Consider the following 20478-nt stretch of genomic DNA (forward strand, 5'->3'; position numbering starts at 1 on the left):
GTCCCCGCGTGATGAAGTGAGGGAGAAGGGGCAGCTCAGACGTCGCGTACCTCCAGCACCCGGGTGGCGGGTGCGGCGTCGCCGAGTTCGGCGCGCAGCGCGACGCGGTCCGGGTCGACAAGGAACGCGTCCAGCCCGGCGCGGGCGGCGAACCGGATGACGTGCACCTCGGTCTCTCCGTCCCCGGTGCGCAGCCGGCGTTCCAACCGGCCGCGGTGCCGGCCGAGCAGCGCCAGCACCGCGTCCTCGTACCGTCGGCCGGCGTCCACGTCGGCGCTCAGGTCGACGAGCGCGACCAGCAGGACCTCTTGCTCCGTGGCCATGTGTCCCCCTCGGTGTCGTCAGGCGTCGAGCCCGACGGCCTTCGCGCTGGCCGTCCACAGCCGGGCGGCCAGTGCCGGATCGGCCGCCTTGGGCCGGGGCCGGTGCGGCTTGCGGTCCGCGTAGTAGCCGCCGTCGGCCAGCCGGGACGGATCCTGGCAGGCGAGCCACACCAGCGTCTCCGCGCCCTTCTCCGGACTGCGGAACGGCAGCAGCCGCATGCCGAGCGCCACGATCCGGCTCTCGTTGCCGAAGCGGGTCCGCACCACGCCGGGATGGAAGGCGTGCGCCGGCACCTCCGGCCAGCGCCGCGCGGCCTCGGCGGTGAACAGGATGTTCGCCTGCTTGCTGGTGCCGTACGCGCGGAACGGCCGGTACGAGCGCAGCGCGGAATTGAGGTCGTCCGGGTCGAGCACGCCGCTGCGGTGGGCGTCCGAGGCGGTGACCACCATCCGCCCGATCCGGTCTCGCAGCAGGTTGCTGAGCAGGAACGGGGCGAGGTGGTTGGCCTGCATGCTCAGCTCGAAACCGTCGACCGTGGTGATCGGTTCCAGCACGATCGCGCCCGCGTTGTTGGCGAGCACGTCGATCCGGTCGTACCGCTCGCGCAGCCGCTCGGCGAGCCCGCGCACGTCGTCGAGCACCGCGAAGTCGGCGCGGAACAGCTCCGGCTGCTCGCCGCAGCACTCGCGGACCCGCTCGCCCGCGGCGCGCAGCCGGGCCGGGTCGCGGCCGACCAGCACCACCTGGTCACCGCGGCGCGCCAGCTCCTCGGCGGCGGCCAGCCCGATGCCGGAGCTCGCCCCGGTCAGCACCACGATCCGACGCTCAGTGAGATCTTCCACAGGTCCATTCACCCCGGTCACGGCACGAGGTTACCGTGGCGTCACCACGCCCTTTGGGATCGTTAAGTTCTCGAAATCCACCGCTGCGCCGGCACCCGCGCCGGACGCTGGAAGGAGCGCATCCATGACCGCTGTCGGTCGTCCCCGCCGATCCTGCCTGGCGGTGCCCGGCTCCAGCGTCAAAATGCTCGGCAAGGCCCAGGGCCTTCCCGCCGACCAGGTCTTCCTGGACCTGGAGGACGCGGTCGCCCCGCTCGCCAAGCCGGACGCGCGCAAGAACATCGTGGCCGCGCTGAACGAGGGCGACTGGACGGGCAAGACCCGCGTGGTCCGGGTGAACGACCTGACCACGCCGTGGACCTACCGGGACGTCATCGAGGTGGTCGAGGGCGCCGGGGCGAACCTGGACTGCATCATGCTGCCGAAGGTGCAGAACGCCGAGCAGGTGCACTGGCTGGACCTGCTGCTCACCCAGATCGAGAAGACGCTCGGCCTGGAAGTGGGCCGGATCGGCATCGAGGCGCAGATCGAGAACGCGGCCGGGCTGGTGAACGTGGACGCCATCGCCGGCGCCTCGCCCCGGGTCGAGACGATCATCTTCGGCCCGGCCGACTTCATGGCCTCGATCAACATGAAGTCGCTCGTGGTCGGCGCGCTGATCCCGGACTACCCGGGCGACCCGTACCACTACATCCTGATGCGCATCCTGATGGCCGCGCGGATGCACGACAAGCAGGCCATCGACGGCCCGTTCCTGCAGATCCGGGACGTGGACGCGTTCCGCGAGGTGGCCAAGCGCTCGGCGGCGCTGGGCTTCGACGGCAAGTGGGTGCTGCACCCCGGCCAGATCGACGCCGCGAACGAGGTCTACTCCCCGGCGCAGGCCGACTACGACCACGCCGAGCTGATCCTCGACGCGTACGACTACTACACCTCGGAGGCGGGCGGGAAGCTCGGCGCGGTGATGCTCGGCGACGAGATGATCGACGAGGCGTCCCGCAAGATGGCCCTCGTCATCGCCGCCAAGGGCCGCGCCGCCGGCATGTCTCGCACGTCCACGTTCACGCCGCCCGCGTCCTGACCGCGCGCCGGGCCGCCTCCCTGCCGGGGGCGGCCCGATCGCGTCAGTAGCTGCTGGTGCTGCTGGCGCCGACCGCGATCACGATCATCGCGATGTAGAAGATGATGAAGGCGATCAGCAGGGCGGTCAGGATCCAGCCGACGATGATTGCGGCCTTCGCCATGCCCTCGCCCTGCTCACCGGTCTCCCGGATCTGCTTGCGGGCGACGTGGCCCATGATCGCGCCGATCGGCGCGGTGATGCACGAGGTGAAGCCGACGAGCGACAGCACCAGCGCCACGATGGCGAGCGTGTTCGTGCGGGACGCCGGCATCGTATAACCGGGATAGGCGCCGGGCGGGGGATAGGCACCCGGATAGCCGGGCATCGGCGCCGCGTACTGCTCGCCGCCGGGCGGGGCGTAGGGCGACTTCGCGCCCGCGTACGGGTCCGCGACCGGCGCGTACGGGTCGGCCTGCGCGTACGGGTCGGCCTGCGCGTACGGGTCGGCCGGGCCCGGCTGACTCGGCACGCCCGGCGGGCTCGACTGCTGCCCGGCCGCCAAGGGATCCTGCCAGCCACCGGGCGGTGGGGGATAGGTCATCTGATCATCTCCAGGTACGTGGTCGCGCTCAGGGTAGCCACCCCGTGCGCGACACGGACGTCCCCTTTCCGGCCACCGCGTTGCCCGTGGGGTCGGCACCGGGCAGGATCCTCGGCATGGCACTTGACGCGCGTGGAGGTCGGTCGCGACGGGACATGAGCCGGCCGGGGTCGGTGCGGCGCCCGCGCGGCGGCGAGCCGGTCGGCGCCGCCGACTCCGAGCGGCCGGCACCGCTGCCGGAACCGGCCACCATGCGCCTGGACGGCCGGGTCGCGCTGGTGACCGGCGCGGGCAGCCCGGACGGCATCGGGTACGCGACCGCGCGCCGGCTGTCCGACCTGGGCGCCCGGGTGGCGATCGTGTCCACCACGAGGCGCATCCACGAACGCGCGGGCGAGCTGGGCGTCACCGGTTTCGTCGCCGACCTCACCGACGAGTCGGAGGTGGGGGCGCTCGCCGACGCGGTGGCCGAGCAGCTCGGCGACGTGGAGGTGCTGGTGAACAACGCGGGCCTGGCCAGCCGGGCCAGCCCGGAGGTGCTGCGGCCGGTGGCCCAGCTGACGTACGACGAGTGGCGCGGCGAGATCGACCGCAACCTGACCACCGCGTTCCTGTGCAGCCGGGCGTTCATCGGCGGCATGGCCGAGCGGGGCTGGGGCCGGATCGTCAACCTGGCCGCCACCGCCGGGCCGGTCAACGCGCTGCCCACCGAGGCGGCCTACGCGGCGGCCAAGGCCGGCGTGGTCGGGCTGACCCGGGCGCTGGCGATGGAGATGATCGCCGACGGGGTGACCGTGAACGCGGTGGCGCCGGGCATCATCCACACCGCGGCGTCCACGATGGCGGAGATCAAGCAGGGCCTCGGTACGCCGGTCGGGCGTCCCGGCACGCCGGACGAGGTGGCTGCGGCGATCGCGTTCCTCTGCTCGCCGGCCGCGTCGTACATCACCGGGCAGATGCTTGTGGTCGACGGCGGCAACAGCGTCCGGGAGGCGCAGTTCCGCTGAGGCGTCAGTAGGTGCCGTTGTCGGAGTTGGCCCAGATCGCCAGCCCGATCCAGCCGCAGCAGACGAGCAGGCCGATCGCGGTGAAGATGTAGCTGAGGACCAGGCCCCAGGTGGCGAGCTGGTCGCCGTCCTCGCCGGTCTGCCGGATCTGCCGCTTGGCCAGGTGGGCGCAGACGATGCCGGCGGGCGCGAAGACGAACGCGAAGACGAGCGACAGGATGGCGAGCACGTTCGTGCCACGGGGTCCCGGCCCCTGTCCGGGCGGCCCGTACTGGCCGTAGGGCGGCTGCGGGGCGTACGGGGGCTGGTGGCCGTACTGCGGATGCTGCTGGCCGTACTCCGGCTGTCCGTACGGCTGGCCGTGCGACGGCGGCTCGTACGGCGACGGTGGCTGCTCGTCTGTCACAAGCGCCCCTTCCCCCAGGTCAACGGCCCTCTTACTTGCGGACGCTACCCGCAGCGGTGAACCTTTTCACAGCGGTTGTGTGGACTGGTCACCTTGGCGCGGCCGGTCCCGGGGCCGATACTGACCGAGCGTTCAGTTACCCATGAGTAAGGCGCCGACCCCGGAGGCTGAGATGGCCCGACTCGCCCAGACACCCGGACTGACCGACGTGCAGCGGTCGATCCTGGAAACCGTCCGGGAGTTCGCCGACAAGGAGATCATCCCGCACGCGCAGCGGCTGGAGCACGCCGACGAGTACCCGAGCGACATCCTCGACGGCATGCGCGAGATGGGGCTGTTCGGCCTCACCATCGACGAGGAGTACGGCGGCCTGGGCGAGTCCCTGCTGACCTACGCGCTCGTGGTCGAGGAGCTGTCCCGGGGCTGGATGTCGATCTCCGGCATCGTCAACACCCACTTCATCGTGGCGTACCTGATCTCGCAGCACGGCTCCGCCGACCAGAAGGCCCGGCTGCTGCCCCGGATGGCCACCGGCGAGGTGCGCGGCGCGTTCTCGATGTCCGAGCCGGAGTGCGGTTCCGACGTCTCGGCGATCAAGTCGAAGGCCGTGCGCGACGGCGACGACTACGTCCTCAACGGCCAGAAGATGTGGCTCACCAACGGGGCGTACTCCTCGGTGGTCGCCACCCTGGTCAAGACCGACACCGGGGCCGACTCGGTCTACGGCAACATGAGCACCTTCCTGCTGGAGAAGGAGCCCGGCTTCGGCGAGACCGCGCCCGGCCTCACCATCCCCGGCAAGATCGACAAGATGGGCTACAAGGGCGTCGAGACCACCGAGATGGTGCTCGACGGCGTCACGGTGCCCGCCTCCGCCGTGCTCGGCGGCGAGGAGAAGGTCGGCCGCGGCTTCTACCAGATGATGGACGGCATCGAGGTCGGCCGGGTCAACGTCGCGGCCCGCGCCTGCGGCATCTCGATCCGGGCGTTCGAACTCGCGGTCGCATACGCCCAGCAGCGCCACACCTTCGGCCAGCCGCTCGCCAAGCACCAGGCCGTCGCGTTCAAGCTCGCCGAGATGGGTACGAAGATCGAGGCCGCGCACGCGCTCATGGTCAACGCGGCCCGGCTCAAGGACGCCGGCCAGCGCAACGACGTCGAGGCGGGCATGGCGAAGCTGCTCGCGTCCGAGTACTGCGCCGAGGTGGTCCAGGAGGCGTTCCGGATCCACGGCGGCTACGGCTACTCCAAGGAGTACGAGATCGAGCGCCTGATGCGCGAGGCGCCGTTCCTGCTGATCGGCGAGGGCACCTCGGAGATCCAGAAGACGATCATCTCGCGCGGCCTGCTCAAGCAGTACAAGCAGTAGGGGCCCCGGCTCACCGCTCGGGCCGGCGCGCGGCCTGCTCGGCGGTGGGCAGGTACCGCCGCGCGTGCTCGACCAGCGCCGTCGGGTCGTCGGCGTACAGCCGGATCTCCCGTACCGGCTCGCTCGGCCCCTTCGGCAGCCGCACCGACAGCGGCTCGCGCAGCACCACGTCGACCGCCGTCTGGCTGCCGATGCCGAGGTTGAGCACCGCCGGGTCGTCCACGTCGTACTGGACGGCCCGGCTGGACGGCAGCGACCGGCGGCGGATTGCCACCCGGGCGACCGCGTCCCACGGGATCGTGACGTCGACCGAGACGCCGTTGCGCACCCGCAGGCCGACGTCGTCGACGACGTGCGGATGGATCCGGAGGGCGGCCAGCAGCCCGATCATCCACAGCACACCCCAGACGCCGAGCGCGACGGCCGCGTGCCGCACTGTCGGCTGGTCGACCGTGTGCCGCAGGATCACGTCGAGGATCGGGATCTCGATCGTGGACAGGGCGATGAAGGCCAGCAGGATCGGCTGCACGCCTCCGACGTAGGCGTACGTCTGCGCGCCCGGGGCGACCGGATACGGGCGGCGCAGGATCCACCGGGCGAGGCTGCGCCACATGCCCCACTCGTACGCCACCGCACGCCGTGCCAGCCGGATCGCCCGTCCCATCACCGCACCCCCTCTTTTTCAATACGACTGCAATGTAAACGCGCGCCGATGGGGAGTCAATGCAGTCGTATTGTGAAAGCATGGGGGCATGCCGAAGCGGGTCGACCACCGGGAGCGTCGCGCGCTGATCGCCGACGCACTGATGCGGGTCGCGGCCGAGCAGGGGCTGGAGGCGGTCAGCCTGCGTCACGTGGCCGCGGCGGCCGAGGTCAGCCCCGGGATGGTGCAGCACTACTTCCGCACCCGGGACGAGATGATGGTCTTCGCGCTCGCAGTGGTGCGCGACCGCAACGAGGCCCGGATCCGGAGGGCGGTCGAGCCGCTCGGCGCGACGCCGGCGCCCCGGGCGCTGCTGCGCGCCATGCTGGCCGAGCTGCTGCCGCTGGACGAGGACCGGCGGGCGGACGGGCGGGTGGCCCTGGCCTTCCTCGCGTACACCGCCGTCCGGCCGGCCGTGGCCGCCGCCCTGCACGACGAGACGGCCGCGCTGCTGGCGTTCGTGGCCGGGCAGATCGCCGCCGGCTCACCGCTCGTCGCGGACGGACGGGTGGACCCGGAACGGGCCGCGGTCGGACTGCTCGCCGTGATGGAGGGCCTCGGCATCTACGTGCTCGGCGGCCACTACCCCCCGGAGACCGCGCTGGCGGCGCTCGACGCCCAGCTCGACCTGATCTTCGGGCCCGAACCGCCGCCCGGTGCCGTCAGCCGCGACGAGTCAGCCCGGCGGCGGCCCGCTCGACGATGAGGCACCTGTCCTCGACGTAGTCGAGGCCGGCCTCCTCGGCGATCCGGCGCGCCTCGTCCGAGAAGATCCCGAGCTGCAACCACACCGCCGGGGCGCCGATCGCCACCGCCTGCCGGACCACGTCGACCGCGTCGCGGGCCGGGCGGAACACGTCGACCAGGTCGACCGGGTGCGGGATGTCGGCGAGCGTCGGGTACGCCTTCTCGCCGAACAACTCGTCCACAGTCGGGTTGACCGGGATGATCCGCCAGCCGTGCCGCTGCATCTCCAGCGGTACGCGGTGCGCGGCCTTGCCCGGGTCACGGGAGGCACCCACGACGGCGATCACGGCGGAGTCGGCGAGGATCTGCTGTGCGGAACGCATCCCCCGAGACTAGTGCCCCGTCTTTGAACGTTGATCGTGTAATCCATCGGTTCTGAGGACGGATCGGGCAGGCTGTCTCCCAGCACTCGTCAGGGGAGGTGGTGGCCGGTGGGTAGACGGCCGGAGGTGTTCGTCCGGCAGGTGTCGATGGCCGAGGGTCAACGGTTGCAGCGGATCACCCGCACGGCGAAGGACCCGGTGAAGCTGCGTAGGGCGATCGTGGTGCTGATGTCCGCCCAGGGCCAGCCGGCCCCGGACATCGCCCACCTGCTCAAAGCCAGCGAGGACTACGTGCGGGACGTGATCCACGCGTTCAACGAGCGGGGGTTCGACGCGCTGGACCCAAAATGGAACGGGGGCGCACCGAGACGGATCGATGAGCAGACCCGTGACTGGATCTGCGTCATCGCCCGGTGCGACCCCCGGTTCCTCGGCCGACCGTTCTCGTGCTGGTCCCTGGCCAAGCTGCGCGACTACCTGATCGACGCCGGCTACGTGGCGACGATCAGCGCCGAGACCATTCGGCGGATCCTGCACGAGCGTGGCGTGTCGTGGCAGGCAACCAAGACGTGGAAGGCCAGCAACGACCCCGACTTCACGTCGAAGATGCGCCGGATCCTGGACCTCTACGACCATCCACCGGCCGACGGTCGGGTGTTGTGTGTGGACGAGTTCGGGCCGCTGAGCCTGCAACCCCGTCCCGGCCGGGCCTGGCGCCCTCAGGGTCAGCCCGTTCGGCTGCGGGCCACCTACACCCGCGACCAGGGTGTGCGGCACATGATCGCCGCCTTGGACCTGGCCACCGGGAGGCTGCACTACCGCATCCGTGACCGGAAACGGTGGCGCGAGTTCCTGAGCTTCCTCAAGACCCTGCGCCGCCGCTGGCCCGACCAAAAGCTGTATCTGATCTGCGATAACTTCTCCCCGCACAAGCACCCCGAGGTCCGCGCCTGGTGCGCCGCCAACCAGGTCGACCTGGTATTCCTACCGACCTACGCCTCCTGGCTGAACTGGATCGAAGACGAGTTCGCCGCCGTGCGCTACTTCGCCCTCAACGGCACAGACCACCGCAGCCACGCCGAGCAGGACGCCGCCATCGGCGACTACATCCGATGGCGCAACCAACGCGCCAGACCGAAATCCGCATTCGCCGCCGGCTCCAAGATCCGCCACCCGGATTACCCGTTCAAGGCTGCATGACGGGGCACTAGCTCCCTCGGTGCGGCGACGGCAGGGATTTCTGTCCGGTGGACGGTTGACAATGGGCTTTTCCGCGCCGCGCAGATCTGCGCCGATAACGATTTCTCCAGAGAATTGCGAGTGGCATCGTAAGGGGTTTCTGCATTCACTATGGCCCCTCTTGGTGTGATATGGATCACACATAGACGGCATCGCTTAGTGTATTGTCGATTTCAGCTTTCATTGATCACCTGGCCGGGATATCCAATCGTTCGATCATTGGATATGTCGATGATTGCTGTCTGGTTCTGTGCAGGTGTTCTCAACACGGGGAGAGTGCAGATGAGTAGTAACCTCGCAACCAGTAAGCGTCGCGGCCTGCTCGGTGGGCTGTCGGCCGTCGCCCTGGCGACGGCGGCGGGTGCCCTGATGGTCCCTTCGGCCGCTCAGGCGCACACGTCCACTGTCGACCTCAGCCGCTCGGGATGCAGCTACGCCGGGCAGAGCAGCCACGGCTACGCGAAGACCTGGAAGGGTAGCGGGAGCTGCAGCGGACACGCCTGGCTTCGTGTCAACTGGGCCGGCAACGTCAGCAGCTGGTCGCACGATGCGTCCAAGGTCGAGTTCTACGCTCCCGGCAACAACGGCATTGTGTGGAGTGAGCACAAGAGCTGCGAGACCTGCGGCTCGAAGAAGATCAACCACTAGCTCATGCGGATGTCCCATGCCGGACAGCTGCGCGTTTCAATCGCTGCGTTGCTGATCGGTGGGCTGTTCGGCTGCAGTGCTTCTCCGCCCGCTGACCGAGGCGGAGGCACTGCAGCCGGCAGTTCCGGTCAACACCTCACCGAGAAGGAGCGGGCGGACGGTGCCGCTGCCCAGGAAGCTCTGCTTGGCGATGGAGTGACAAGCCGAGCGGACTACGAAAAAGCAACCGAGTTTTTGGGCAAATGTCTTCAAGCGCATGATGTGCAGCTCGTCAACACGGGCTGGAACCCGGTGAATCAACAAGTGATGACCATGTGGTACCGGAACCCAGAACTGTCTGACGAAGAGGTCGGGGCCATCGGTGACGAATGTCATGGGGCCTGGCTCGGGCGAGTTGAGGACCAGTTCGCCAAGAGTAATCCTCCCCGCATGAAGCCCGAACTCATGCTTGTCGTCAAGGAGTGCCTCAGGAGCAAGAACCTGGCAGTCAGTGATCGAGCGGTGGGGATCCCGGACCTCGACGCCGAACTCGGCGAAGATCGGCGCCAGGACATTCGCACTTGCGTCACACAGGCGGTCTCACAGCTTTACCCCGACTCGCCGGTGGCCATCTACTAGCGACGACGTCACATCGCGCTTGCGGTGGCACGTCGACCGGCCCGCCGTCCCCCGAGGCGCACGCGCACCGGGGGACGGCAAGGCATGGGCCCGATCCGGAGGGCGATCAAGGCGTTCCACCCCGTACCCGGGTCGGCTGGCCGAACCGAATGGGCAGCGTACCCAGGCGCTAGAGCAGGGAGAGCTGCTCGGCGGCCGGTGCGGGCGGCGGGGTCTCGGGCAGCCGGCGATTGTCGCCGGTCTCGCCGCGGTGCAGCCCGTGCCGGCGTGCCGCCATCCGCACCCGCGCTGTCACCTCCCGCTGGTACGCCTGCGGCGCGTACGAGCCGGCCTGGTAGAGCTGCCGATAACGGGGCACCAGGTGGGGGAACTCCCGGGCCAGCCAGCGGGCGTACCACTCCCGGGCGCCGGGCCGAAGATGCAGCGGCAGCGGCGTCACGCTGGCCGCCCCGGAGGCGGCGATCGCCGCGACCGTGGCGTCGATGGACTCCTCGTCGTCGCTGAGGCCGGGCAGGATCGGCGCCATCAGCACGCCGACGGAGAAGCCGGCGTCGGTGAGGGTGCGGACCGCGTCGAGGCGGCGGCGCGGGCTCGGCGTACCAGGCTCGGCTGCCCGCCAGAGCGCCTCGTCGACGAACCCCACCGAGTACGACACACCGACCCGGGTCACCTCGACGGCCTGGCGCAGCAGGGGCAGGTCGCGCAGCAGCAGCGTGCCCTTGGTCAGGATGGAGAACGGGTTCGCGAAGTCCCGCAGCGCCTCGATGATCGGCGGCATCAGGCGGTAGCGGCCCTCGGCCCGCTGGTAACAGTCCACGTTGGTGCCCATGGCGACGTGCGCGCCGCGCCAGCGTGGGGCGGCCAGCTCGCGGCGTACCAACTCGCCCGCGTTGACCTTGACGATCACCTTGCGGTCGAAGTCGGCGCCCGGGTCCAGGTCGAGGTAGGTGTGGGTGTTGCGGGCGAAGCAGTTGTGGCTGACCACGCCGTTGGCGATGAAGTCGCCGGTGCCGGTGGTGATGTCCCACAGCGGAAGCTCCAGGCCGAGGTCTTCGACGGCGGTCACCTGGAGCCGCGCCGCGCACTTGAGCGCCATGCCCTCGATCGAGCGCCGGGCGGTGACGGCCGGGTCGGTGAGGTGGAAGAAGCGCAGCCGCTCCGGCAGCCCGCCGGTGAGCCGGAGCTGACGCGCCGCACCCGGTGCGTCCGGCACGTCGAGGGCCCACCGGAAGCCGAACCGGTCCAGCGCGCCGGCTGCGCGGGCCCGGCTCTCGTCGTCGGCGACGCTGATCCGGAACACGCCCCGGTGGCAGGTGCCCACGGCGTCGAACATGCCGGCCAGGTAGCCCAGCGCCCAGTCGTCAGTCGCCTCGTCGGGTGGCGTGAACAGCCCGGTGACGACGTCGGCCGGGCCGGCTGTGCGTACCACTGTGGTCGTCGCCCGGCGGCCCGCCCGGGCGGTGGTTGCCCGCTCGACGGTGACGCCCGCGTCGGCCAGGTAGCGCTCGGCCCGGTCGAGCGCCTCCGCCTCGGCGGTGGCCAGCCGGAACCGGGTGTCGCGCCGGTGGCCGGCGGGGTGGTCGTCGCGGACCAGGGCGTGCAGGTAGCCCCGGCGGTAGTCGGCCGAGCGCTTCGGCGCCACCACGAACCCGCCGGTGCCGAGCAGGCGGTTGCGGGTGGTCAGGTGCGGACGGCGTCCGCCGCCGCGCATGGTCCCGGTGACGTGCTTCCAGCCGCGTTCGGTGAGGAACCGGTGGTCGCCGCTGGCGACGAGCGTGGTGCCGTCGGCCAGGGTGATCCGGTAGGCCCGCTTCACCGTGGACCACTTGTCGAGCACCGTGGTGACGACGTAGTGGCGGTAGGCGCCGCTGCGCCGGGTGCCGTAGATCCGATCGCCGGGCTCCAGCTCGCTGATCGCCCTGGTGCGGCCGTCGGCCATCAGGATCGGAGTGTCGCCGCCCAGGCAGTAGACGCAGGCGTGCGAGCAGCCCCGGTAGGGGTTGATCGTCCACTCGAACGGCACGCGTGACTGGCCGGGCACCCGGTTGATGATCGACTTGGCGCGGACCTCGTAGAAGGTCATGCCGGCGAAGTCGGGGGTGTCGAAGGTGCGGGTGACGGCGCCGGGCAGCGCCAGCGGCAGGGGTGGAGCCGCCGGCGCCGCCCGATCGGGAGTCCCCTCGTCCGGGGGAGCGGAGAGGTTGTCCCAGCGCATGGAGTTATTCGAACACGTGTTCGAACAAAGCGCAAGCGAGCCCCGCCGGTACGGGACACGCCGCCGGCCGGCACCCAGGGGGGCGCCGGCCGGCGGCGTGCGGAACGTCAGTGGTTGTGCTCGGCCAGCTTCTTGCGGACGTCGTCCATGTCCAGCGCCTGGACCTGCTCGATGAGGTTCTCCAGCGCCGACTCCGGCAGCGCGCCCGGCTGGGCGAAGACGATCACGCCGTCACGGATCGCCATGATCGTCGGGATGGAGCTGATGTTGAACTTGGCCGCCAGCTCCTGCTGCGCCTCGGTGTCGACCTTGCCGAAGGCGATCTCCGGGTGCTTCTCCGAGGAGCGCTCGTAGACCGGGGCGAAGCGCTTGCACGGGCCGCACCAGTCCGCCCAGAAGTCGAGCAGGACGATCCCGTCGCGCCCGGTCACCTCGTCAAAGTTGGCCGTGGTCAGCTCAACCGTTGCCATTTGCTCTCTCCGATCACCGCGGATTGTCGTACGTCCGGTGGAACCAGGGTCAGTCCGTCCGAATTCCCGTCGCACGGGTGACGAAACGCTGAGCGCCCGGACGGTGACCCTGGGCACATCGAACACCATCTGTTCGCCCCGTTCGTGCGGAACGCAAATGCACGCCGCACTTGCGTGACGGGACGTGATGGGAGCGTTTCCAAGGAGATCACGCTCAGTTGCGGCTACGTATCGGTAACTTTGGGCTTGACGAGCATCTATCCGGCCTGCGGAGATCGCTTACCGACCTCACGTCGGTTACTTTTAGTAGTGTTACGAAAAGATAAATGTGACCTCCGTCTCTGTCGGCGACGGGTGGTCGTACGGCAGAATTCTTCGCATCAGAGCGTGGGCGGCGGGTGCCGGGGAGGGCCCCGCCGCTCATTGCGTCCGGACCTCGGTGGCCCCCGGTGTGACATTTCCGCCGGGCGAGCGCCCCGCCCCTCGCCTTAACAAGCGATAAGGCATGCTGTGCCGAACTCCATCGCCGCCCGTGAAGGGGACAAGGATGCAGTTCGGCCGCTACTACGAGGAGTTCGAGGTCGGCGCGGTCTACCGGCACTGGCCGGGCAAGACGGTCACCGAGTACGACGACCACCTCTTCTGCCTGCTCACCATGAACCACCACCCGCTGCACATGGACGCGCACTACGCCGAGTCCGCCTCGCAGTTCAAGCGCAACGTGGTGGTCGGCAACTACATCTACTCGCTGCTGCTGGGCATGTCCGTACCGGACGTCAGCGGCAAGGCGATCGCCAACCTGGAGATCGAGTCGCTGCGGCACGTCGCGCCGACGTTCCACGGCGACACCATCTACGGCGAGACGACGGTGCTGGACAAGCGGGAGTCGGCCTCGAAGCCCGACCGCGGCGTGGTCGCGGTCGAGACCCGCGGCTACAACCAGGACGGCACGCTCGTCTGCGTGTTCCGCCGCAAGGTCATGGTCCCCAAGAAGGAGTACGCGGCCGCCGCCGTCCCGGACGGCGTCGACCCGGAGCGTCCCAGCTTCCCCGAGCCGCGCTGACCTCGCGTTCCGTCCGGCCACCGGGCCTCGTTCTCCGTTCGGCGGGGACGGGGCCCGGACCTCGTCCGGGGGCTTATGCTCGGGCTGGAGGTGCCCATGAGCCACTCCGTAGCCGGAGAGCCGCCTTCCGCCGGTCGCCGCGCCGCACCGCTCACCACTGCCGCCTACTCCGCGGCGGAGTGGGACCTGTTGACCGACCTGCCGGGCCGCGTCCTCGTCGCCGCCGCCGCACCCGGCCCCGGCCGACCGCCGCGTGGCGTCGCCGCCGGACTGGCCGGCCTGGACGCGGTGGCCGCCGGCCGGGCCTTCGACAGCGATCTCGTCCGCGCCGTGGTGGCCGCCATCTACGCCCGCCACGACGGCGTCACCGAGCGGGACGAGCGCCTGACCGACATGGTCGACCTGCTGGCCGCCGCCCGGGCGACGGTACGCGTGCTGCGCCGCCGGGCGGATCCGGCCGACTCGGCGGCGTACCGGCAGTGGGTGGAGTCGGTCGCCGCCCGGGTGTGCCGGGCCGGGCAGACCACGCCGAGCCCCGCCGACACGCGCTTCCTCGACCGGCTGGGCGGCGCGCTCGACCTGCGCTGACCGGGGGCGCCGCCGGGCCGTACCCTCGGCAACCGTGACCGACGACCAGCTCGACGTGGGTGTGGGGCCGTGGCCCGGTGACCCGCCGGACGACCCGCGCTACGACCCGGAGCTGCTCACCGCCGGGGACCGGCGCAACGTGGTGGACCGCTACCGCTACTGGCGGCGCGAGGCCGTGGTGGCCGACCTGGACCGGCGTCGGCACGACTTCCACGTGGCGATCGAGAACTGGCAGCACGACTTCAACATCGGCACCGTGGTCCGCAACGCCAACGCCTTCCTCGCCGCCGAGGTGCACATCGTCGGACGGCGGCGGTGGAACCGGCGGGGCGCGATGGTGACCGACCGCTACCAGCACGTCCGGCACCACGCGACGATCGAGGAGTTCGTCGCGTGGGCGCGCGACGAGCGGTTGCCGGTGGTCGGGATCGACAACCTGCCCGGCTCCCGGCCGATGGAGACCGCGGTGCTGCCGCGTCGCTGCGTGCTCCTGTTCGGCCAGGAGGGGCCGGGACTGTCGGCGGTGGCCCGATCGGCCTGCGACGCGCTGTTCTCCATCGCCCAGTACGGCTCGACCCGGTCCATCAACGCGGGGGTGGCCAGCGGCATCGCCATGCACGCCTGGATCCGGTCGTACGCCGGGCCGCCGCCGGACTGAACCCGCGCGTGGGTCCACCGCCGGACGGAAATCCCACGATCGTCGGCCCGCCCCGCTTGACGCCCCGCGGGTCCGGGGTGACGGTGAGGGTGTGACTGTCGCGGTGAGTTGTCCGAAGTGCGCGGGCCCGGTGCGCGAGCCGGATCTGATGCACGCCGAGCACCGGTGCGTGCGCTGCGGCCCGGTCGCGCCGCTGCACGTACCGGAGCACATCAGCGCCGAGATCATGGCCAGCGTGGTGGAGCGGATGGCCGCCGACCCCGACCCGACCGGCCGGCTCCGGATGCCGCTGTGGTGCCCGTGGCCGCTCCCGCCGGGCTGGACGCTCACCGGGGTGGCGTGGGCGGGCGACGACCGCGCGGGCGTACGGGCCACGCTCGTCGCCTGCGCCGGACCGGCCCCCCTGGACGGTGGGCCGGCCGACCTGATCTTCGTCGCCGAGGAGCCCGGCGTCGGTCTCGGATCCCGCTTCGCGGGACTGCCCGGACCCGACCCCGGCCCACAGGTGGAGGAGGCGCTCACCGATCCCGGCCCTGGTCATCCCGAGCGGCTGCCGCACGCGAAGATCCGGGTGGGCGGCCATCCGACTCCACTGTGGCTCGTCCGCTCCGAAACGGATCGAAGCGCGTACGCCGGCGAGGCTCGGGGAATGTGGCTCCATGCGATAGCCTGGCCGGCGAGTGCGGGTCACCTCCTCGCGGAAGAAGTCGTGCTGCACGACCTCACCGAGTGGACACCGCCCGAACTCGTGTACGGCGCACCGTCTCCGTACCTGCACGGGCGGGCCTGACCGGCTCGCCACGGCGAGTCGGAGAGCGGACGCAGATATTCACGGTAAGACACCATGCTGATACTCTGGGTGCCGCTGCGGTAAACGGACCCGGCGCCGCGCGAGAGGATGGCCCGCTATGGTCAAGAAGGTCCTCACCTGGGCCGGCATCGCATTCTTGATCTTCTTTGTTGCGTACCGGCCCAACTCCGCCGCCGACGTCTTCAAGTCTCTCGGCGGCGGCATCATGGACATCGCGCAGGGCTTCGGCGACTTCTTCACCAACCTCGTCGCCTAGCCACCCATGGGAAGCCCCTCCGGTCCACCCTTCGACCCGGACGACCCCGACCGGGCACGCCGGGAACGCGACACCGAGCCGATCCCCCGGATCGACCCGGACGACCCGGCCGGTTACGGCCCCGGCCCGTACGCGGACGCGGACGACGCCGGCTATGGCAGCGCCTACACCGGCGAGGGGCGGTCCGGCCGGGCCTGGGCACGGGATCCGGACGGCTTCCCGGACCAGCCGATCTCCGAGGAGGAGCTGGCCGGGTTGCGGTCCGACGCCACCGGCATGGCACCTCGCCGGGTGCTGCCGCTGGAGGACGAGCCCAGCTCGCTCGTAGCGCGTTACCTCTTCCCCACCGAGCGCTACCGGGGCGAGTGGAAGCGGCACTGGATCCACCTCACCACTCCGATCATCGTCGGCGTGGTGGCCACGTTCGTGCTCGGCTACCTCTCCGGCTTCCTCGCCGGGCGGGACGTCGGCGCGTTGACCACCGTCGCCGTGCTGCTCTGGTTCGGCGTCATGGGCTGGGTGGCCTGGAAGGTCGCCGACTGGTGGTACGACCGGTTCATCCTGACCAACAAGCGGGTGATGGTGGTCAACGGGATCATCACCCGGCAGGTCGCGATGATGCCGCTCACCCGGGTCACCGACATGAAGTACGAGCAGAGCCCGACCGGCCGCGCCCTCAACTACGGCACGTTCGTGCTGGAGTCCGCCGGTCAGGAACAGGCACTCCGGGTGATCAAGAACCTGCCCAACCCGAACGAGCTCTACCTGCGTGTGGTCGAGGAGATGTACGAGCCGCAGGCGGTCGAGGCGCGGCTCGGCAAGGAGGCCGACGAGGCCAAGGCCGACGACGGAGCCTGAAACTTTTCGTCCGAACATCGGATGAACTGCACACCTTCCGCCATCGACCCGGGCGACCCGGCCGTGGCATCCTGCCAGGCAGGACGGGGGGAGATGAGTGTGGTGGTGAGCAGAGATCCGCTGGAGGAGGAGTTCCGCGAATTCGTCGCGGCCCGGTCCGGCGCACTGCTGCGCACCGCCTACCTGCTCGCCGGTGACTGGGCCACCGCCGAGGATCTGCTCCAGACCGCGCTGACGAAGACCTACCTGGCCTGGAAGCGGCTCGGCGGGATCGAGGCCATCGAGCCGTACGCCCGCCGGGTCATGGTCAACACGTCCACCAGCTGGTGGCGGCGCCGCTGGCACGGCGAGCGTCCCACCGAGGTGCTGCCGGAGCGCGCCGGTGTCGACGAGATCGAGCAGCAACTCGACCGGGACGCGCTCTGGCGGCACCTCCAGGCGCTGCCGGCCCGGCAGCGGGCGGTGCTGGTGCTGCGCTTCTACGAGGACATGTCCGAGGCGCAGACCGCCGCGCTGCTGGAGATCTCCCCGGGCACCGTCAAGAGCCAGACCTCCCGGGCGCTCAACACGCTGCGCCGCCGGCTCGGTTCCCAGGCGGCCCTGGGCCTGCCAGCGCCCGCCGACGCGCCCGCGGCGGCCCCGTCCGCCTCGCCCACGGGCGGCCGGGCCGTCCCGCCGGCCCGGGGCGCCGAGCCGGCCCGTACCCCGGCGCGGCAGCCCGCCGCCCGGGTGCCGCGACCGGGCCCACCCGCGGCTCCGGTCCGCCCCGCCGTCCCGATCCCGGCGAAGAGCCGATGAGCGGCACCCGGCAGCACGGCGACAACCGAACGGGCAGCCCGGAGCGTCCATTCCCCGTGAGCGACGACGAGCTGGAGCGGGCGCTGCGGGAGACCCTGTCCCGCCGCGTCGAGACGTCCCGCCCGCTGCCCGCCGACCCGGCCGGGGAGGTCCTGCGCCGGGCACGGCGCACGGGCCGGCGGCGTACGCTCACCGGCCTCGCCCTGGCCGGGGTCGCCACCGTTGTCGTCACCACCGGGGTGGCCCAGTTCAGCGCGCCCGGCGGCGACGGCGGCACGCCCACAGTGGTGCTCGGCGACCCGCCCGTCCTCTTCCCGTCCCCGCAGACCTCCGAGCCCTCCTCGGTCACCCGCTTCGGGCCGGTCCGCGCCGAACTCGACCTGCTCGTCGGTGACCGGCTGGACACCAGCGGCGGCGAACGGCGGCAGCTGACCGGGGTCAGCGGCGTCGAACGGGCGCAGCGGATCCACGAGCAGGAGGGCTGGCTGCTCACCTCGGCGGCCACCGTCGCCGGCCGTACCCTCTGGTGGGTTCCGGTCGGTGGCACCGCGCCGCAGGTCATGCTCGCCGCCGCGGACGCGGTGGCGGTCTCCCCGGACGGCCGCCAGGTCGCCTGGCGGGACGGCACGGACCTGATCGCCGCCGGTGTGGTCGCCGGCCAGCTCATCGCGCCGGTCCGGATCGCCGCGCCGGAGGGCGCCGTGCCGGTCGGCTTCACCGGCGACGCGGTGCTGATCCAGCAGCCCGGCGACGGCGGGATGAGCGTCTGGAACCGCGCGCTGGGCGGGCAGCCGGGCCCGGTGAACCCGGACGTGCGCACCGTCTACGGCACCCGGCCCGACGGCCGGGTGGTCGGCCTGGTCGCCGCCGGGCGGGACGAGGAACACTGCCTGGCCCTGCTCGACCCGGCCCGCGACCTCGCCCCGGTGCGTACCGGATGCGGTCTGAAGCTTGCCACCGACGGGCTCGGCGCCGTCTCCTTCGACGGCCGGTGGCTGCTCGCCAACGGCACGTCGCGCACCGCCCTCCTGGTCGACCTGCGTGACCCGGCCAGCCCGGTCACCCACCCGGCCGGCCCGCTGCTGGCCGGGGGCGTGTCCTGGACCCGGGCCGGGGTGGCGCTGCACGTGGACGCGACCGGCGGGCTGGTCCGGGTCAAGCCCGAGCGGGTGCTGGCCGGTGACCGGCCCACGGCCTCGAAGGTCGAGGGGCTGGCGCCGGAGGACCGCCCGGTGGTGGTGGCCGACGTGCCCACGGTGCCGGACGGGGCGTAGCGTCGGACGGGTGAGCGTCCCCGCCCGCATCGACCTGCACACCCACTCCACCGCCAGCGACGGCACCCTGACCCCCGCCGAGCTGGTCCGGGCCGCCGCCGACGCCGGGCTCGACGTGGTGGCACTCACCGACCACGACACCACCGCCGGCTGGGCGCCCGCCGTCGCCGCCCTGCCGCCCGGGCTCACCCTGATCCGCGGCGCGGAGATCTCCTGCCGGTGGTTCGGCGCCGAACCGGCGATCCCGCTGCACCTGCTCGCGTACCTGTTCGACCCGGCCGAGCCACACCTGGCCGCGGAACTGGCCCGGGTCCGCCGGGCCCGCGAGGAACGCGGCGAGCGCATCGTCCGGCTGCTCCAGGCCGACGGCATCCCGGTGAGCTGGACGGAGATCCTGACCGGTGCGGGCGGCGGCACCGTCGGCCGCCCGCACATCGCGCAGGCGCTGATCCGGGCCGGTCTGGTCGCCACCACCACCGAGGCGTTCGGGCCGGACTGGCTCGGCGAGCGGTACCGGCTGCCCAAGGACGACATCGAGGTGTTCCAGGCGGTGGCGCTGGTGCGGGCGGCCGGCGGCGTGCCCGTCTTCGCCCACCCGAAGGCCAGCCGGCGCGGCCGGATCGTGCCGGACGAGCTGATCGCGGACCTGGCGGCGGCCGGCCTGGCCGGGCTGGAGGCAGACCACGAGGACCACGACCGGGCCGAGCGGGAGCACGTCCGCGGGCTCGCCGCCGACCTGGGACTGCTGGTCACCGGCTCGTCCGACTTCCACGGCACGCACAAGACCGTGCGGCTCGGCGCGCACACCACAGGGCCCGAGGCGTACGAGCGGATCGTCGCGCTGGCCCGCGGGGTGACCCCTGTCGCTTCGAGCTGAAGCGATCCGACGGCACGGCTACCGTGTCCGCGTGGATCTCAAGCTCTTCGGCGAGGTCTTCGTGACCCTGCTGGTGATCGTCGACCCGCCCGGAATGATGCCCATCTTCCTCGCGCTGACCGGGCCGCTGCCCGCGCGCGACCGGAACCGGGCCGCCTGGCAGGCCGTGGCGCTGGCGCTCGGGGTCATCGTGATCTTCGCGGTGGCGGGGCAGACGATCCTGGCGTACCTGCACGTCGACCTGCCCGCCCTCCAGGCGGCGGGCGGCCTGCTGCTGATCCTGGTCGCGCTGGAGCTGCTGACCGGCAAGGCGGACGACCCGAGCAACCAGGTCACCTCGAACATCGCGCTGGTGCCGCTCGGCACCCCGCTGCTGGCCGGGCCGGGCGCCATCGTGGCCACCATGCTGTTCGTGCAGCAGGCCGGCGGCGCCGTCGACTACCTCGCCATCGGGCTCGCCATCGTCGCGGTGATGGTCACCGTCTGGGTGGTGCTGCGCTTCTCCGGCGGCATCGTCAAGGTGCTGCGCCCCGGCGGCATCGAGGTGCTGACCCGGATCGCCGGTCTGCTGCTGGCCGCCATCGCCGTGCAGCTCATCGCCGACGCGATCGCCGCGTTCGTGACCCAGTACCTCAACAACGCCTGAGCGGGCTCGTCCGGTGTCGTACCCGGATGGCAGGATTCTCCGGGTGCGACGACAGTCAGCAGCCAGTGGCTCCC

25 protein-coding genes are annotated in these 20478 nt (G+C 71.2%); 17 read left to right on the forward strand and 8 right to left on the reverse strand.

What is annotated here, in order from left to right; all coding sequences use genetic code 11:
* Positions 1 to 35: 35 nt before the first annotated feature.
* Both O7546_RS01760 and O7546_RS01765 read right to left on the reverse strand, forming a co-directional pair.
* The gene (locus O7546_RS01760; protein WP_194798726.1) at positions 36 to 323 is read right to left on the reverse strand and encodes a hypothetical protein; all 288 of its coding nucleotides are present in this window, start codon (positions 321 to 323) and stop codon (positions 36 to 38) included.
* An 18-nt stretch (positions 324 to 341) separates the two neighbouring features.
* Positions 342 to 1166, reverse strand: a complete 825-nt coding sequence (locus tag O7546_RS01765) for an SDR family NAD(P)-dependent oxidoreductase (RefSeq protein ID WP_281600393.1) — start codon at positions 1164 to 1166, stop codon at positions 342 to 344.
* 124 nt (positions 1167 to 1290) lie between these two features.
* On the opposite strand from O7546_RS01765, the gene O7546_RS01770 reads away from it, so the two are divergent.
* Complete coding sequence (locus O7546_RS01770; RefSeq protein ID WP_135243191.1) at positions 1291 to 2247, forward strand: CoA ester lyase; 957 nt, start codon at positions 1291 to 1293, stop codon at positions 2245 to 2247.
* Between the two features lie 43 nt (positions 2248 to 2290).
* Here the strand turns inward: O7546_RS01770 and O7546_RS01775 are convergent, their stop codons facing one another.
* Positions 2291 to 2830 (reverse strand): DUF4190 domain-containing protein, encoded by a 540-nt coding sequence (locus O7546_RS01775; protein WP_281600394.1) that lies wholly within the window; start codon positions 2828 to 2830, stop codon positions 2291 to 2293.
* Positions 2831 to 2985: 155 nt separating this feature from the next.
* Here O7546_RS01775 and O7546_RS01780 point away from each other — a divergent pair, with 155 nt between their 5' ends.
* A complete protein-coding gene (locus tag O7546_RS01780; protein ID WP_030273642.1) occupies positions 2986 to 3837 on the forward strand; it encodes an SDR family NAD(P)-dependent oxidoreductase in 852 nt (283 codons plus the stop codon).
* A 4-nt stretch (positions 3838 to 3841) separates the two neighbouring features.
* Here the strand turns inward: O7546_RS01780 and O7546_RS01785 are convergent, their stop codons facing one another.
* The gene (locus tag O7546_RS01785; protein WP_281600395.1) at positions 3842 to 4243 is read right to left on the reverse strand and encodes a DUF4190 domain-containing protein; all 402 of its coding nucleotides are present in this window, start codon (positions 4241 to 4243) and stop codon (positions 3842 to 3844) included.
* Positions 4244 to 4415: 172 nt separating this feature from the next.
* Here O7546_RS01785 and O7546_RS01790 point away from each other — a divergent pair, with 172 nt between their 5' ends.
* Positions 4416 to 5612, forward strand: coding sequence for an acyl-CoA dehydrogenase family protein (locus O7546_RS01790; protein ID WP_194798722.1), 1197 nt, complete (start codon positions 4416 to 4418; stop codon positions 5610 to 5612).
* Positions 5613 to 5622: 10 nt separating this feature from the next.
* Here O7546_RS01790 and O7546_RS01795 read toward each other — a convergent pair whose 3' ends face one another.
* Positions 5623 to 6276: a hypothetical protein gene (locus tag O7546_RS01795; RefSeq protein WP_194798721.1), complete on the reverse strand. Its 654-nt coding sequence runs from the start codon at positions 6274 to 6276 to the stop codon at positions 5623 to 5625.
* 88 nt (positions 6277 to 6364) lie between these two features.
* On the opposite strand from O7546_RS01795, the gene O7546_RS01800 reads away from it, so the two are divergent.
* Complete coding sequence (locus O7546_RS01800; protein ID WP_194798720.1) at positions 6365 to 7021, forward strand: TetR family transcriptional regulator C-terminal domain-containing protein; 657 nt, start codon at positions 6365 to 6367, stop codon at positions 7019 to 7021.
* Here O7546_RS01800 and O7546_RS01805 read toward each other — a convergent pair.
* Positions 6978 to 7385 carry a CoA-binding protein gene (locus O7546_RS01805; protein ID WP_194798719.1) on the reverse strand — a complete coding sequence of 136 codons (408 nt, stop codon included), beginning with the start codon at positions 7383 to 7385 and terminating at the stop codon, positions 6978 to 6980. The two genes, O7546_RS01800 and O7546_RS01805, sit on opposite strands and share 44 nt — an antisense overlap.
* A gap of 108 nt (positions 7386 to 7493) precedes the next feature.
* Between O7546_RS01805 and O7546_RS01810 the strand changes: the two genes are divergently transcribed.
* The 3 genes from O7546_RS01810 (at position 7494) to O7546_RS01820 (ending at position 9890) form a co-directional block, all read left to right on the forward strand.
* Positions 7494 to 8585, forward strand: a complete 1092-nt coding sequence (locus O7546_RS01810; protein WP_281600396.1) for an IS630 family transposase — start codon at positions 7494 to 7496, stop codon at positions 8583 to 8585.
* Positions 8586 to 8906: 321 nt separating this feature from the next.
* Positions 8907 to 9272, forward strand: coding sequence for a hypothetical protein (locus O7546_RS01815; protein ID WP_013283889.1), 366 nt, complete (start codon positions 8907 to 8909; stop codon positions 9270 to 9272).
* A 3-nt stretch (positions 9273 to 9275) separates the two neighbouring features.
* The gene (locus O7546_RS01820; protein WP_269696079.1) at positions 9276 to 9890 is read left to right on the forward strand and encodes a hypothetical protein; all 615 of its coding nucleotides are present in this window, start codon (positions 9276 to 9278) and stop codon (positions 9888 to 9890) included.
* Between the two features lie 169 nt (positions 9891 to 10059).
* Here the strand turns inward: O7546_RS01820 and O7546_RS01825 are convergent, their stop codons facing one another.
* Together O7546_RS01825 and trxA are read right to left on the reverse strand one after the other, a co-directional pair.
* Complete coding sequence (locus tag O7546_RS01825; RefSeq protein ID WP_281600397.1) at positions 10060 to 12105, reverse strand: intein-containing Rv2578c family radical SAM protein; 2046 nt, start codon at positions 12103 to 12105, stop codon at positions 10060 to 10062.
* Positions 12106 to 12212: 107 nt separating this feature from the next.
* On the reverse strand, positions 12213 to 12575 hold the full coding sequence (gene trxA / locus O7546_RS01830; RefSeq protein ID WP_135243197.1) for a thioredoxin: 363 nt from the start codon (positions 12573 to 12575) through the stop codon (positions 12213 to 12215).
* Positions 12576 to 13122: 547 nt separating this feature from the next.
* On the opposite strand from trxA, the gene O7546_RS01835 reads away from it, so the two are divergent.
* The 10 genes from O7546_RS01835 to O7546_RS01880 all read left to right on the forward strand — a co-directional run bounded on the left by O7546_RS01835 (position 13123) and on the right by O7546_RS01880 (position 20404).
* Complete coding sequence (locus tag O7546_RS01835; RefSeq protein WP_013283894.1) at positions 13123 to 13638, forward strand: MaoC family dehydratase; 516 nt, start codon at positions 13123 to 13125, stop codon at positions 13636 to 13638.
* Between the two features lie 96 nt (positions 13639 to 13734).
* On the forward strand, positions 13735 to 14226 hold the full coding sequence (locus tag O7546_RS01840; protein ID WP_194798716.1) for a hypothetical protein: 492 nt from the start codon (positions 13735 to 13737) through the stop codon (positions 14224 to 14226).
* Positions 14227 to 14260: 34 nt separating this feature from the next.
* Positions 14261 to 14884: an RNA methyltransferase gene (locus tag O7546_RS01845; protein WP_194798715.1), complete on the forward strand. Its 624-nt coding sequence runs from the start codon at positions 14261 to 14263 to the stop codon at positions 14882 to 14884.
* A 130-nt stretch (positions 14885 to 15014) separates the two neighbouring features.
* Positions 15015 to 15674, forward strand: coding sequence for a DUF6758 family protein (locus O7546_RS01850; RefSeq protein ID WP_348651249.1), 660 nt, complete (start codon positions 15015 to 15017; stop codon positions 15672 to 15674).
* Positions 15675 to 15792: 118 nt separating this feature from the next.
* The gene (locus tag O7546_RS01855) at positions 15793 to 15951 is read left to right on the forward strand and encodes a hypothetical protein (protein WP_013283898.1); all 159 of its coding nucleotides are present in this window, start codon (positions 15793 to 15795) and stop codon (positions 15949 to 15951) included.
* Between the two features lie 6 nt (positions 15952 to 15957).
* A complete protein-coding gene (locus O7546_RS01860; protein ID WP_194798714.1) occupies positions 15958 to 16809 on the forward strand; it encodes a PH domain-containing protein in 852 nt (283 codons plus the stop codon).
* Between the two features lie 105 nt (positions 16810 to 16914).
* Entirely contained in the window at positions 16915 to 17607 is a 693-nt protein-coding gene (locus O7546_RS01865; protein WP_269696081.1) for a SigE family RNA polymerase sigma factor, read from the forward strand.
* A gap of 56 nt (positions 17608 to 17663) precedes the next feature.
* Positions 17664 to 18881, forward strand: a complete 1218-nt coding sequence (locus O7546_RS01870) for a hypothetical protein (RefSeq protein WP_269696082.1) — start codon at positions 17664 to 17666, stop codon at positions 18879 to 18881.
* Positions 18882 to 18891: 10 nt separating this feature from the next.
* A complete protein-coding gene (locus tag O7546_RS01875) occupies positions 18892 to 19758 on the forward strand; it encodes a PHP domain-containing protein (RefSeq protein WP_194798711.1) in 867 nt (288 codons plus the stop codon).
* 31 nt (positions 19759 to 19789) lie between these two features.
* On the forward strand, positions 19790 to 20404 hold the full coding sequence (locus tag O7546_RS01880) for a MarC family protein (protein WP_013283903.1): 615 nt from the start codon (positions 19790 to 19792) through the stop codon (positions 20402 to 20404).
* Positions 20405 to 20478 lie beyond the last annotated feature (74 nt).

Source organism: Micromonospora sp. WMMA1976 (assembly GCF_027497335.1).
In the GTDB taxonomy this organism is placed as follows: domain Bacteria; phylum Actinomycetota; class Actinomycetes; order Mycobacteriales; family Micromonosporaceae; genus Micromonospora; species Micromonospora aurantiaca.